Origin of the sequence: Acinetobacter sp., from assembly GCF_041919735.1 — a bacterium.
GTDB lineage: Bacteria > Pseudomonadota > Gammaproteobacteria > Pseudomonadales > Moraxellaceae > Acinetobacter.
The window spans coordinates 1-14,350 of record NZ_JAYRTF010000013.1 but is presented as its reverse complement, the minus strand read 5'-3'; the positions used below and the strand labels follow the sequence as shown (position 1 = coordinate 14,350).

General features: G+C 38.9%; 14 protein-coding genes and 1 pseudogene. 6 read left to right on the top strand and 9 right to left on the bottom strand.

From position 1 onward, the window contains the following. Window positions 1–61 precede the first annotated feature (61 nt). On the bottom strand, window positions 62–547 hold the full coding sequence (locus ACE3T3_RS09110; protein ID WP_374666148.1) for a hypothetical protein: 486 nt from the start codon (window positions 545–547) through the stop codon (window positions 62–64). A 601-nt stretch (window positions 548–1,148) separates the two neighbouring features. Between ACE3T3_RS09110 and ACE3T3_RS09105 the strand changes: the two genes are divergently transcribed. The 4 genes from ACE3T3_RS09105 (at window position 1,149) to accC (ending at window position 4,235) form a co-directional block, all read left to right on the top strand. Further along, window positions 1,149–1,514, top strand: a complete 366-nt coding sequence (locus ACE3T3_RS09105; protein WP_374666146.1) for a hypothetical protein — start codon at window positions 1,149–1,151, stop codon at window positions 1,512–1,514. A 448-nt stretch (window positions 1,515–1,962) separates the two neighbouring features. Then, entirely contained in the window at window positions 1,963–2,418 is a 456-nt protein-coding gene (gene aroQ, locus ACE3T3_RS09100; RefSeq protein ID WP_374666144.1) for a type II 3-dehydroquinate dehydratase, read from the top strand. Window positions 2,419–2,436: 18 nt separating this feature from the next. Further along, complete coding sequence (gene accB, locus ACE3T3_RS09095) at window positions 2,437–2,853, top strand: acetyl-CoA carboxylase biotin carboxyl carrier protein (protein WP_374666142.1); 417 nt, start codon at window positions 2,437–2,439, stop codon at window positions 2,851–2,853. Window positions 2,854–2,870: 17 nt separating this feature from the next. Then, window positions 2,871–4,235: an acetyl-CoA carboxylase biotin carboxylase subunit gene (gene accC / locus ACE3T3_RS09090; protein ID WP_374666140.1), complete on the top strand. Its 1,365-nt coding sequence runs from the start codon at window positions 2,871–2,873 to the stop codon at window positions 4,233–4,235. Window positions 4,236–4,300: 65 nt separating this feature from the next. Here accC and ACE3T3_RS09085 read toward each other — a convergent pair whose 3' ends face one another. Next, window positions 4,301–4,789, bottom strand: a complete 489-nt coding sequence (locus ACE3T3_RS09085) for a hypothetical protein (RefSeq protein WP_374666138.1) — start codon at window positions 4,787–4,789, stop codon at window positions 4,301–4,303. A 275-nt stretch (window positions 4,790–5,064) separates the two neighbouring features. Here ACE3T3_RS09085 and ACE3T3_RS09080 point away from each other — a divergent pair, with 275 nt between their 5' ends. Further along, window positions 5,065–6,492 (top strand): diguanylate cyclase domain-containing protein, encoded by a 1,428-nt coding sequence (locus tag ACE3T3_RS09080; protein ID WP_374666136.1) that lies wholly within the window; start codon window positions 5,065–5,067, stop codon window positions 6,490–6,492. A gap of 38 nt (window positions 6,493–6,530) precedes the next feature. Here ACE3T3_RS09080 and ACE3T3_RS09075 read toward each other — a convergent pair whose 3' ends face one another. Next, window positions 6,531–7,685 carry an MFS transporter gene (locus tag ACE3T3_RS09075; protein ID WP_374666134.1) on the bottom strand — a complete coding sequence of 385 codons (1,155 nt, stop codon included), beginning with the start codon at window positions 7,683–7,685 and terminating at the stop codon, window positions 6,531–6,533. A 603-nt stretch (window positions 7,686–8,288) separates the two neighbouring features. Between ACE3T3_RS09075 and ACE3T3_RS09070 the strand changes: the two genes are divergently transcribed. Beyond that, window positions 8,289–10,025: a hypothetical protein gene (locus ACE3T3_RS09070; RefSeq protein WP_374666132.1), complete on the top strand. Its 1,737-nt coding sequence runs from the start codon at window positions 8,289–8,291 to the stop codon at window positions 10,023–10,025. 59 nt (window positions 10,026–10,084) lie between these two features. Here the strand turns inward: ACE3T3_RS09070 and ACE3T3_RS09065 are convergent, their stop codons facing one another. From ACE3T3_RS09065 to ACE3T3_RS09040, 6 genes and pseudogenes are all read right to left on the bottom strand, one after another. Beyond that, on the bottom strand, window positions 10,085–12,205 hold the full coding sequence (locus tag ACE3T3_RS09065) for a hypothetical protein (protein ID WP_374666130.1): 2,121 nt from the start codon (window positions 12,203–12,205) through the stop codon (window positions 10,085–10,087). Window positions 12,206–12,218: 13 nt separating this feature from the next. Further along, a complete protein-coding gene (locus ACE3T3_RS09060; protein ID WP_374666128.1) occupies window positions 12,219–12,875 on the bottom strand; it encodes a PilW family protein in 657 nt (218 codons plus the stop codon). Next, on the bottom strand, window positions 12,872–13,297 hold the full coding sequence (locus ACE3T3_RS09055; protein ID WP_374666126.1) for a prepilin-type N-terminal cleavage/methylation domain-containing protein: 426 nt from the start codon (window positions 13,295–13,297) through the stop codon (window positions 12,872–12,874). Before ACE3T3_RS09055 ends, ACE3T3_RS09060 begins: the two co-directional genes overlap by 4 nt. Then, window positions 13,275–13,763, bottom strand: a complete 489-nt coding sequence (locus ACE3T3_RS09050; protein WP_374666124.1) for a Tfp pilus assembly protein FimT/FimU — start codon at window positions 13,761–13,763, stop codon at window positions 13,275–13,277. Before ACE3T3_RS09050 ends, ACE3T3_RS09055 begins: the two co-directional genes overlap by 23 nt. After that, complete coding sequence (locus ACE3T3_RS09045) at window positions 13,757–14,206, bottom strand: type IV pilin protein (protein ID WP_374666122.1); 450 nt, start codon at window positions 14,204–14,206, stop codon at window positions 13,757–13,759. Before ACE3T3_RS09045 ends, ACE3T3_RS09050 begins: the two co-directional genes overlap by 7 nt. 35 nt (window positions 14,207–14,241) lie before the next feature. Beyond that, window positions 14,242–14,350, bottom strand: a pseudogene (locus ACE3T3_RS09040) (IS982 family transposase); the annotation flags it as partial.

The window sequence follows — 14,350 nt, the reverse complement described above, 5'->3', positions numbered from 1 at the left end:
GCACCAGATATGCTGGTGCTTTCATCAGTTTATTTAAACTGCGGCAAATAAGCCAAAGTGCTTATGAGCCTGAATATACTTGTTTGAATTGCTGAAACAGTGAGGATTCTTGACCATTTCTCAGCACATAACGGGTAATTGTACCTCTGTCTGTTTCCAGACTCATGGTGATGTTCTGATCTTCTTTTTGCCCTTCAACTTTCAGCTCCGCCATCAGCTTTACAGGAACAGTCACAAAAGCGCGTGAACGGTACATGCCCAAGATCATGGCTTGTTCTGTTGCTGCCGCAGGAGTAAAGTCCAGTGTTTTCTGACCATTGCTAAAACTGACATGCTTGATCGTATAGTAATGGCTAACGCTGTTCAGGCTGATTTTCATGTCCAGAACATCTTTTTTCTGTTCATTCCAGCCCACCAGCACTGCAGGACATAGCTCATTGGCTTCACATAAAAGCAGTCCACTGGTACCTACATTTCCACTTTCTGGAAGCGCCGCACAGCCAGAAATCAGCATTGCGCTAAGGGCTAGGCCCATCATCTTTTTCATCTTACCCTCTATACAATGTCATGCCAGTTTCGTTCTAATGAACTGTTCTTTAAACGCTTACTATACCGTGATCCGCAAAAAAATCATTATTTTTAGCCAGCAGCACATGGATTTGGTCTTATTTTCCCCGTTTGCAGCCCATCTTCCAGACGCTGTGCTTTTTCGAGCGTTTGAACATGCCTCTCTAAGATGCTGACAAATCAACGCCTCTGCTTCCCATTTTTTATAAGATTATTTTCAAATCTCACCAAAAAACTTGGATAAAAAGGCAGTGAGTGATTTGACATAAGCGGCGGACAATGCCCATGCAGCAAGGCATAGAAGCTATGTGGGGCAATCATTTTACAAAGCCGCATACTGGCTTTAAGCGTATGTGCCCTTTCAAGGATATTGGATATCGTTTGATGCGGCACAACAAGCCTGATCGTGAAAATACCTGTTTCTGAAATTTGGGAAGATTGAATGAAAAATCAGCAAAATACGGAAGCGCTACAGCACCCGTAATTGCTAAGATTTAACTTTTGCCAATAAGCGGCATCGGGCTAAACTGTTCTCTGCCCTGATTGCCCGCACCATTTGTGAGCAAAAAAGTCAATCCTGCATGGCATTGAATACCCCTGATCTTCCCTTTAAGCAAATTCTATCTTCACGCAGTTTCGCTAAGCTGTTAACAGATAAGGAGATCATTAAAACAGCAGCGATTTTTCAAATCAACGGCGCGCATGCATGGCTGTCAAAGCAGCGCCTTGGCACTGCACTGCATACCCTACGTTATGAAGACCTGCCGTATCTCTCTATAAAAGGCATCTCATATGCAATTGGCCTCGAATATTCAGCAAATGGCAGACAGACCATCAATCCTGAAATTTACCACCAAATTAATGTTTTATTTAGAAAAATATTCAATATAAAAAAGCCGCCGTCATGTTCAGTACCCTGTATGAAAAAATGCATACCTATGATTTAGGACGGCCTTGACATAAAACCCAGCAGCGCGATCAGCTGATGACGGCTTTAATGAAAATGCAAACATGTAATGGCGCGGACAGCATCCCAAAAGAATCTTCATCTGCGCAGCAAACTAAAAAATTGAAGCAGAAACACCGTCCTCCGCGCTATAGAAGCGCTGGAACGCGCTTTTGAGTGCAGAGCCGCGGCCCGCAGTTACACAATTGATATGAACAGTTTTCGCCAATTCAGTTTAAAATTAAAAAAACATAATCACACTAAAAAATGTAATCTTTTAACATTGCCAATTCTCTGCAAAGTTCTCATTATACTGTTCAATTCTGGCACATGCTTTCTACGTCAATTCAAAGAAATTATAAAAGAAATGTGGAATTTCATGCCATAATAAGCAAACTTTGCTGACATCTCGCAAAGTATTTTTGCAACTTTTAATTGGAGCAAGCTGAATGAGTTCGACCATATTGGTCATTCATGGACCGAATCTGAATTTGCTGGGACAGCGCGAACCGGAAGTTTATGGCTACCTCACCCTTGAGGATATAAATCAGCAGCTCAAAGCACAAGCGCAAAATGCATCAATTTCTCTAGATACTTTCCAAAGCAATTGGGAAGGTGCAGTTGTCGACCGTATTCATCAAGCGCAGCAAGAAAGCGTACAGTTCATCATTATCAACCCTGCAGCGCTGACGCATACCTCAGTGGCAGTACGTGATGCCCTTCTTGGCGTTGCCATCCCGTTTATCGAAGTTCACTTATCAAATGTGCATGCGCGTGAAGCTTTCCGCCATCATTCATATTTATCGGATAAAGCCGTTGGCGTAATCTGCGGTTTAGGTGCAAAAGGCTATGCCGCAGCACTTGACTACGCTCTCGAAAAAATCCAGCCATCTTTACAATCTTAAAATTAGGAATACTGTCTCATGGATATCCGTAAAATCAAGAAGCTCATCGATTTGATGATTGAATCTGACTTACAGGCGATAGAAGTTAAAGAAGGCGACCAATCCATTGCGCTGACTCGTCGCAGTCCAGTTGTTGCAGCAGCTGTTCCTGCAATGCCTGCGCCAGCAGCAGCCGCACCTGCTGCTAAAACGCCTCGCGGCGCAGTAGAAACTTCACCAATGGTCGGCGTGTTCTATGCTGCGCCAAGCCCAGGTGAAGCAACATTCGTAAAAGTAGGCCAAACTGTTTCTGCTGGTGAAACACTGGGCATTATTGAAGCAATGAAAATCATGAACCCGATTGAAGCGACTCAAAGCGGCGTGATTGAAGAAATTTTAGTGAAGAATGGCGATGTGATCCAATTCGGTCAACCATTGTTCCGCTACCGCGCCTAAGACCTCGGGGAAAAATAATGTTGCAAAAAGTTTTAATTGCAAACCGTGGTGAAATCGCATTGCGTATCACTCGGGCCTGCAAAACTTTAGGAATTAAAACCGTAGGGATTTATTCCGATGCAGATAAAGACCTCATGCACTTGCGCTTCTGCGATGAAGCCGTGTGTATCGGTCCTGGTGCAAGCAGCGAAAGCTACCTGAACATCCCTGCGATTATTACCGCAGCGGAAATCACAGGCGCTGACGCCATTCACCCAGGCTATGGGTTTTTATCTGAAAATGCAGAGTTTGCTGAAATTGTAGAAAGCTCAGGCTTTATCTTTATCGGCCCTCGTCCAGAACACATCCGCTTAATGGGGAACAAAGTTTCTGCCATTATTGCAATGAAAAAAGCCGGTGTCCCGACCGTTCCTGGCTGTGACCATGCAGTGACGATTCACAATGCGCTGGCTGAAGCCAAAGAAATCGGTTTCCCGCTGATCGTCAAAGCAGCATCGGGCGGCGGCGGACGCGGCATGCGTATTGTTGAGCGTGTCGATACCCTGCTTGAATCTGTACAGGCTGCGCAGCGTGATGCTGAAATGTGGTTTGGCGATGATACGGTTTACATGGAACGCTTCCTGCAAAAACCGCGTCACGTCGAAGTTCAAGTGCTTGCTGACGGCAACGGCCACGCCATTCACTTATATGACCGTGACTGCTCATTGCAGCGCCGCCATCAAAAAGTACTGGAAGAAGCGCCTGCGCCTGGTTTACCAGAACAAGCACGTGAAGAAATTCTAGAAGCATGTGTCAATGCCTGTAAACTGATGCAATATCGCGGTGCAGGAACATTTGAGTTCTTGTTTGAAGATGGTGAATTCTTCTTTATTGAAATGAATACCCGCGTTCAGGTGGAACACCCTGTCACTGAAATGGTGACTGGTGTTGACATTATTGAACAGCAGCTGCGCATTGCAGCAGGCCTGGGCTTGGAAATTCAGCAAGAAGACGTTGTATGCAAAGGCCATGCAATGGAATGCCGCATCAATGCCGAAGATCCGACGACATTTATGCCGTCTCCAGGCAAAATTGAGCATTTCTATGCCGCTGGCGGTGCTGGCATCCGTTTAGATTCTCATATTTATCAAGGCTATAGCATTCCGCCGTATTATGATTCTATGATCGCTAAACTGATTGCCCACGGCAAAGACCGCGAAACATCAATTGCGCGCATGAAACAGGCCTTGGACGAAATGATCTTAACCGGCATTAAAACCAATATCCCGCTTCATCGTGATTTGATTTTAGAAGATAAAAACTTCACTAAACAAGCAGTAGACATCCATTATCTGGAAAAACACTTGCTGAAAAAGATTGAAGGTCAGGCAGACAAAGCCTAAACCGCCATGAAATAAAAAACCGCTCATTGAGCGGTTTTTTATTTTGAAACAATATCAAAAAAAATTTAAGGCAAGACGCGATGCAAAGTTGCAAAACACTGTTCGGCTTTTTCATTGCTGCAGAAATTGATGGTGCTGGCGTTTTTCCACTGCACAAAATATTGTGAAATTTCACCTGTCTGATCAGTTTTATTGCCCGAGCAATCCACTTCATTGTTATCATATTTTACTTGCAGAACCAGCGCAGGAAGCTGCGCGGCTTGATCCTGAGACGGCTGATAGTCATACATGCCAGATGACCATTCATCGCCGCTTTTTATAATGACATCATTGTTGCTCTTAAAATTATAATATTCAATGCATTTGCGTTTGCTTGGAATTTCCATTCCCCATAGGCCAACAATTTCCGGCCGAGTCATCACGCGGAAGCTATTAACTGGGCTTTCTTGAGCCTGCGTATCAGCATTTTGATTTTGCGGTATTTTTTTATTGTCTGCAGCAATTGCGTTTGTAGCAAATAGCATAAGTAAAACAGTAAGATATGTATTTTTCATACGTTTATTCAATCATATAAACTATGGCTTATAAATTACCACATTTTTTTATAAAACATTCATTTATCACCATTTTATAACAATCATTTTCGCTTGGAACTCTAGCTTTTTAATTTGCTGTGCAAAAGGTTCATTTTTTTAAAAATAATTCACATTTTTCATAGTTTTCTCACATTCATCGGCAAGATATCGCTTATCATAAGCAAAAGAATTAAACTTTAGTCGGATATTCCAAGGACGTTAAGGTTAGCAATTTTAGGAAGGGGCTGATTGACTTGCATACTTCAGATGAGCTGTCTGTATCTATAGGCAAGCAAAGCAAAGCTTTCACAATTATTGCCATCGTCGTCTTGATCTGCAGCCTGATTGGCATTTTGACGCGCCCGCTTTCTTTTTTTGCATTTTTCTGGCCTGCCAATGGCGCATTGCTGGCATTATTCATCCGTTTTCCCAAGCTGAACAATGCAGGCGGATGGCTTGGCGCATTTTCTGCATATATGGCGGCAGACCTGCTTACAGGCAATCATCTTGAACTGACTTTTTTCCTCACCTTGGCGAATTTGCTGAACGTTGCAGCGTCCTTATTTTTCATCCATTATTTCCGTATCAATTACCGTAATTACAATAAAGGCTTCACTTTTCTTTATTTATTTTCGGGTTTTGCCTTTACCGGCTGTTTAGCCAGCGCAGCATTTGCCGTTTTCACCATCCCGCATGTGCCCAACACTTTTATGTCCGCAGACCGTTTATGGGTCGATTTTGGAATGTGGTGGACGGGAGAATTAGTGAATGAGATCTTGGTTATTCCGCTGATCTTAGCAATGCCCACTTGGGCTAAAGTTAAATTCGTGCTGAATGAGCGCCGGCACAAGCAATATCCGCTCCGCCACATTTTTCCATTGATTGCTGTTTTTGCATGCGTGCTGATGACCTATTTATTTTCTGGTCCCGGCGCACTGCTCTATCCGCTTGCCGCTTTGATTTGGGCTGCTTTGACCTATCGGCTATTTTCAGTGGCTTTAATTAATTTCGCTGTGTTATTGGCAACTTATCACAGCTTGAATCAATTCTATCTTTCAGAATCTTCCGATGCATATTTATCAACGTCGATATCTGTACGCATCGGTTTATGCATGCTGAGCCTCGCGCCGCTCATTTTATGCATTATCAGCCAAAACCGCCACGAACTGTATAAGCAAGTCTTGTATTTAGCCAATCATGACAGCCTGACTCACGCAATGACACGGCGCTATTTCTTTCAAAGAAGCGAACTGCTGATGCAAAATGACCTGCCTCAGCCTTTTTCTATTATTATGATGGATATTGATCATTTCAAAAAAATCAATGATCAGTACGGGCATTATATCGGCGATTTGGTGCTGCAGCACTTTGCCCAGACCATCCAGCATAATCTGCGGCGCGATGATTTATTTGCCCGCATAGGCGGTGAAGAGTTTGTTATTTTCATGCAGAATATTGATATGAGCGAAGCGCAAGGCATTGCTGAGCGCATCCGCACCATTACCGAAAACACGCCTATCAGTATTCACGGCAAAGATCCCTTGTACATTACAGTAAGTATCGGCATCACACATCACAACATGTCCGAACAGCAAACACTGCAAAGCTTGATCAATCATGCAGATCAAGCGCTATATCAGGCGAAAGAACTGGGCCGCAATCAGGTGGCAAATTACAGCTAGCAATCACGCTTTATTTACAATCAGTTTAAAAATTGCAATCAACTTAAAATTTTCTTAGGCAAGCCGGCAATGAAAAAGAGTCCAATCAAAGTGGAAGTCCCTGCCAACATAAAAATCGACGGCCCTGAAAGAATATCCCAATAATGTCCAGCCAGCATGCTGCCGCTCGCAACCCCTAAGCCCCACATAGTGCTGTACAGCGCCTGTCCGCGCCCTTGCTGCCCCACACTAAAATTCATAAAAATAATACGCATAGCAATCATATGAAATAAGCCAAAACTGAATGCATGTATGGTTTGCGCAATAAATTGAATCGTAAATACCTCAGGATAAAGCCCGACCAGCAGCCAGCGCAGCCCCGTTAACAGCAGACAAGCGCAAACCAAAGTCCGCCATGAAAAACGCGTTAAAAACAGCTGCGCAAAAGCAAACATAATGATTTCGGCAATAACGCCAACTGACCACAGCAAGCCGATTTGCCCTGTACTGTAGCCAATTTGGTGCAAATAATTGCTGTAGAAACTGTAAAATGGCGCATGTGAAAAAAGCAGTATAAATTCAATAATAAAAAAACACGCCACAATGGGTCTTTTTAAAATTGGCCACAATGGTTCCAGCTGTTTTTGCGAGGCAGGTGCTGAACTTGGTTCTTTAATGCTAAACGACCACAAAAAAGCCAGTGATGCGATACACAGCAGCAAAACCGGCAGCCAAGAGATGCTTATAATTTCGAGCACTGCGCCAATACAAAATACCCCCGCAATAAAACCGATCGAGCCCCATTTTCGAACCTTGCCATACAGCATTGTGCGTTTTTCACCCAGCCAAAATAAAGTGACCCCTTCAAACTGCGCCAGAATTGCATTTTGAAAGAAACTGAATATCAGCATAAGCAGAGCGATTGCCTGAAAGCTGTTTGGGATAATAAAAATGAGCAGCCAAATGCAGCACTCCATCCATGTGGCAATACGCACCAGCAGCATGCGTTTGCCAGATTTGTCTGCAATCCAGCCCCAGATAAATGGAGCAAAAAAACGCGTGATAATCGCAATTGATGACAAGACGCCAATTTCTTGATAGTTGAAGCCTTGGTCTTCGAGATACAAATTCCAAAACGGCATAAATGTGCCAACGATGGCGTAATAGAAAAAGTAGAACCCACCAAGTTTGTGCTGGATTGGAATGCCTTGCATGTAGCCTTATTACCTTGTAATAACAATACCTTATGCACTTTTTAAAGTTGTATAGGAATGTAGTAAATTGGAGTAATTAGTAGTGAGCGAGTATACAAATTTATTTTAATAAAATTGTATACTGATTTGTATATTTTTAATAAAAATCAATATTTATTATAAATTTACAATATTAAACATACTTTTATTTTTAACCAATCATCTTCTCATAAGTCTATAAAACCACCTGAAAGCGTGGAGAACACTTCTATAGCAAACCATATCTTAGCTAGCAAGGTATTTAGATATAAAAATAAAAATCTTTTTGATTCATAATCTCATATGTTTAATATTAAATAACACGATCAACATGCCTTATCAAAAAAAAATATTTATAAAGAATCAGCATAAATTTAGTAAATTATTTCAGCCTAAAACACATATCACAAATTAAATTATAAATTTCAATTCTCACACGGAAAAATTCAATATTAAACTCCATCAAGCACACCCAAAACATACTTAATTAACTAAAAATACTGGTGATTTTTTGTTATTATTATGATCTAATACTGTCGATTTGTTCTCTTTTTTCTTTGCATAGTTTATATTTTTGGCATTTTTATGACGGCTTACATTCCATATTATTTACGTGTAAAATTACAGCAAATAGAACCAGCTTTAGACATAGACTGGAAAAAAAATCTTGATAATTTGCTAAAAGAAATCCCTGAAAGCTTAATTGAAAAAGCTGAAGATCAATTTTTAAAAAGAAAAAATATTCGTTTTGACCCACAAAAAAAAGAATATTATTATATTGGATACACTTCAACAAGAGATCTTGCAGAACATATTAAGAACCCAAAGTTATTAAATTTAATACCGAGATTATTAATAAGTCTTGATTATTTAAAAAATTTAAGTACAGCACTGGAAATTGCAAATTATCTCGAAAGCGTATTAAGCGAAATACGCGAAGCTACAAATTCGATTCATACAAAAGATATTGAAAAAAAAGAATTATTATGTTCCTTTTTATATGATGCAGCAGATATCATTAAAAAAATAGATTTTAGTGTCAAAGAGAATACACGCGGGATCACCACTGATCAGGTTCGAGAATTTATACTTGAAGTATTTATTAAAAAAATTATTTTAAGATCATGGTTTTCAAAAATTCTTCAAAATGAATTAAAAAGTGATAAAAATCCATTTTTTAATGACTATTTATATTCACAACAAAAAATTAGAGATTTTGACTTAATCAAAACTTCCAAATATTACTTTATTATAGCCAGCACTATAGAAAATACAGAAGTCCATTATTCAATCAGAGCTTTTTTATCCGAAGAGACATTAGGCTCTAACGGTGGGATATATATACAAGGTCTTGTTCTAGAAGAAAGTAAAATTTCCGACCCATCATACATTAAAAATCTTGACTTTTTAATAAACCGCATTATTGGCATTCAACGAACTCTTAGCCCACACATTACACAACTTATTGAAGGCTTTCATGACTACAACCAGACTGAAATTTTTTCTTTATTAAGTTCACAGCTTAATGTAAATAGTTTCTCAGTCGATTCGATCGTTAATGAACATCTAATTGAAGTTGAAAAAAAATTAACTGTAAATATTTTAGAACCATTTCAAGCAGCCTTAAACCAGGTTTACCAACAGCCCGATGAACTAGAATACTGTTTTTTAAATATCCGTCGGTTATTCATCGAATTATTAAACATGTATGATGACTTTTTATATAACTCAGCTATCGCATATAACAACCAGGCTTTAAATTTCAAACAAAAGCTATTAGCTTACTTAAAACTATTAAATCAACGAAAATCACAAATATTCAAACCGTTTGACAGCATCGAAAGTTATGAACCAAAGTTACATGAAACAAATATGTTATTAGTAAAAATGCAAAATCTAATTAAGTCTTCTTTAGAAGAGAATAGAAAAGTTCAACAGCAAATCTCCCTATGGGAGAAAGAAACAAAAAAAGCTGAACAAGCAGGCTTTTTTACACGCTTATTTAAAAAGACTGACGGAATTCAAAAAGAAATTGAAAAATTACAAAAACAACAGAAAGATATTCGAAGCAAATGCTATTCTGAAATTATTTCTATTCGAAAACAAAACCCTACATTATGTGTGAATTTTGAAATTGAAAATGCATATTCCAGCTCCTATCGGGACCTCAATTATGCAATTGCGACAGGTACATTAGGAGTTTCAAGGTTGCCATTATTAATAACCTTGCCTAATGATCCTCAAGATTTCAACCTTCAATTAATGTCAAAAAATTTATATTCAGATGTTATCGAATCTGGCACAAAATGGACAATTAAATAATTCAAAAAACATTAAGCAACCATACAAATAATTACAGGTTGCTTAATGTTTTTATTGAATTAAATATATCTAGCCCATTTAACTTTAACACCATGGGCAACTTGTTCACCGCCTGTACCCTTATTATTTTCACTAGGCAATGTAATTGTTGTTTGTTCATCAGTAGTTCCATTAAAATCGATGGTTGTCGAACCACCAAGCTTAGAACCTGTATCTTTGCCTAATGCTGCAGCAAGAATTGATCCCTTAATTGAGCTGCTTCCACCAGTATCCAGTTTGTTTCCTGCTATTACATTTCCTTCGATTGTTGCCTGCCCGACTAAGGTAATATTACCACCCACATAAGTAGATGAACATTTATCCGGTGATGCAGCATCCATACATGAACCTGCTAAAAGTGCAATATTTCCAATACCATTAGGAGTAAAAGCAGCAGACGTGCTGCATAAATTACTTGGCATGCCAAAAACTGTATTGCATACTAATTCAATTTTTGAATAATTAGGTGCGCGAAGTTCCGTACTCCCTCCATACCGTATATTTTCACTAGCTATTAAAGTATTAATATAATTGCCTTTATCAACCACCAAATTACCTCTAAAAAATAACACTCCAGGTGCAATAGAAGGAGACAAAGAGGACGAATTAACTAAATTCCATGTATTATTTTGCTGATTATAATCAACCCATTTCCAGCCTGAGTTCTGATCTGCCTCTGGATGAATGAACTTTAGCGTGTAATATGGAACATATTCTACGGTTGTATTCCAATTCACAACTGTCTCTTTTTTATCATATTTACAAAACTCTAAATCATTTTGCTGTAATTCTTTACATAAATATCCTTCTCGTATTTGCCCCTTATAGCTACCGTAATCAGCACTGCCAGTTCTAATTTTTGCTAAATAGTAATCACCAGAATAATCCGTTTTACCATCCTTGCTTTTTATATTTCGAACCTTTACTTTAATTTTTTTATTTTCATCCACACTAAAAATATAGTTTGCTTGCTCTTCATATGTAAATGCATTAACTATAGGTTTGCTCATTGTAACCGTAGCCAATGCTCCTTTCGGAAAGGCAACCTTAGTTCCAGCTGATATTTTTAACATTTTCTCAGGGGTATCAGGACATTTTGTAAATGAAACAGCTTTTAACAATGTAAATGCATTCCAATTCTTACTTCCGCAAGTAAATACATCACCACTTGTTGCATATGTTAAATATTCACCGCCACCTGAACGGTTAATCTTTGAATTTGCAAGAGCTGTAGTAATAGACTTACTTTTAATATCAATGTTTTTACCTGCCGTCGCAACTTTAATAAGCCCCCCGCCTCCAGCAAAAATAGACTCTTTAGTATCAATACTGTTGATGGTGCCGCTGCTGCCAATCTCTACATTTTGATCAGCATAGATATCACCAACTGACACTCCACCACTTGTCGTTACCGTACCCTTTGCAGAGACCAGTGATGCATTACCACTAGCCTTTAGTGTTACATTACCATTAGCATATATATTTTCTAGTCCAGTAATCCCCCCTCCACCAATATTGACGTCACCTAACACTTTAAGTTCCTTAATTCCGCTTAAACCGCTATTGGTATTAAAATTTCCAGAAACATTAACGACAGCCCTATCTCCCGCATTAGAAAAATTAATGCCCCCATTTGCATCCAAATTTCCATAAAAATTCATTGCACCTGAATATTCTGTTGATTTTGCTGAATTATCATTACCAGTTGAAGCATCTTGATTTAAAGAAATATCATATACAACTTGAATCTTAGAAGATGAGCCAGATTTTTCACTTTGATTCAAAATATTTGCTGAAACTCTATACTGTTTTAACTCCGAATTTGTTTCCAGACTCACTAGATTATCGACTTTCAGTTCACGCCCGCCTTGTATTTTTACAACAAGATTTTGGCCATTAAGTGATAAAATTCCAGCACTATCCAAATTTGTTAAATATTTACGAAATACCTCAACTCCAGTCCATGCTCCAGATTGCGCATTTGTTAAAGCATGGCTTGAAATTAATGTTTTTTGAGATGTATTTACATAATATGCTGTTCCTAATGTTGCAGCAGCAACAGCAACCCCCACAAGCAAAACAACAAGTACGGTTGCAAAACCTTGCTGCGCCTGAGGATACTTTGGGTTTTCAATAGACATTAGCTTCTCTCTTTTAAGACGCAATATTTAGAAGGCAAACAGGAATTTGGACTTTTTCCAAACCTGCAAGCTTTTGAGTGCTTGTTTGAGCTTCAATCGTAATTAATGGGTGCGGTGTTGTTTCGTCGGCATCTCCAGCCCCATAGGGTGAACAAGCTAAAGCAGTCTGCTTAAACATTATTTGCTTAGGATTAGACTTATCAGCAGAATAATCTTCTAGATTTGCCAATGTGCTTTTTACCTTCCATTTAAAAGCCCCCAAGCTCAAAGTTGAATTGCATGGTGAGCCGCTCTCATCTGAAAGCCCTTCCAAAAAAACCAAACGGCGCTTCTTCTTATCGCCGCTCTCTGCATCAGCCAGGCCTTCACATATTACTTTTGACCCATTGTTATAGCGCCAAAGTACAACTGATAAGTTATTTGACTCAATTTGCATGTCGGTAATTAAAAAGTGATTTGCACCATCCAACCCAAAACCGGCATTCTGCAAAAACATTTGGGCAGCCGTTAAGCCACTTTGTAATTCAGTATCATGTGTAGCTGCTATTCGCGACTCCACCCCAGTCTTAACCACTGTTCGATAAGAACTAAGAATTGCTAAAATACAGAACATCGCTATTACCAGACCTATTAATAAACTTATTAAAGTTGCACCAGTCTGTTTTTTCATTTTAGCTCTTCTCCTATCGTAATTTTACCGCCAAGAGAATTACTATTTATTTCAAATTTAATAGGTTGTTTATCAGTAATTGTCTTATTGTATGTAGAATTTAAAGGATTGCTGACTGTAGCCTCCATAGATTCACAAGTGACTTTAATTTCTACAGCATCCTTTTCATTTGGCAGCTTAATCTCAGGCTTGGAGTCTCCATTACACCATGCATTTTTTTCTTGTGATGATGCTTTTTGCAAATCAGCACGCAATTCATTCACCACTATATACTGAAGATTTTTTTCTTTCTGGCTCACCAAGATGCGCCCAGTACCAAATACTGCACCTAAAATAACTATGCTTGATAAGGCGACAGCAACAAGAGCTTCTACAAGCCCAATGCCATTTTGATTGGATTTAATCGAGCTTTTTTGTTTCATCGAGAGATCCATTACTTACAACCAGCGATAAATTGGTTTTGCAGTTACCAGTAATTTCAGTAACAACTTGGCCAAAATGATTGAATGAAAAACACTTGAAAGTTGTAGTATCCATATGCTTGATCTCAATTTTTGAATTAAGCGGATAACTAAACACGGCAGTACTTGAACAGCTTGCAGAACCAGCAACAGTCGCCTTATGGACTGATAGCTCTCTAGTATTTTGATCAAAACATAATTGGCTCGCTGCATAATCTACATTTTGGCTAAACTCATTGCGTATAGCTGTGGATCGAGCTAAGTTCATCGCGCTTTGCAAAGACATGATAGCCTTATCCAATTCAGCTTGCTTCGACCATAAAGAGGTTAACGAAGTACCCGCCACCGCTAGAACACCAAGAATAGTAATCATCACCATTAACTCTATGAGCGTTGCACCTTGCTGTTTTCTCCAGAAAATCACCATGCAGTTTGACCATCACAGTTCACTGTTGCAGTACGAGTATTTGTATTGGTAATCTTTAAAATACAGCCGTTCAGGTTGCTCGAACTATTAGCAGTAGCTGTTAAAATATAACCTTTCCCATCATCTACTTTTGTGCTGGAAAAATTAAAAATATCGGTTTTACTTGCTGACCATTGAGGAAAAGCGTTGGAAGCTGCTAGTGCACTAGTATTTGCATAGTCTTGATTTGGATAAGATAAATTTCGTTGATAATAATTTTCAAAAACCAAACTCAACGAAATCAAATCAGATTGTGCAGCCTTTATATTTGCCCTTTTAATGTAATTTTTATAAGAAGGCAATGCCATGCCAGCCAATACAGCAATAATAACTATTGTGATCATTAATTCAATAAGTGTAAAACCGGCACTTATTTTTTGTCTACCATTCACCTTATCAATCATGCAAAAAATCACTTTAAAATTAACCCGAATCCTGCTTAAGCCAATGATTCCATAATTTGAATTGTTGGTTTATTTTGATGATTAAGTTGATATGCACATAACGATGCGTAAATTCCACTCAGAAACCCATGAATGCTACGAGCT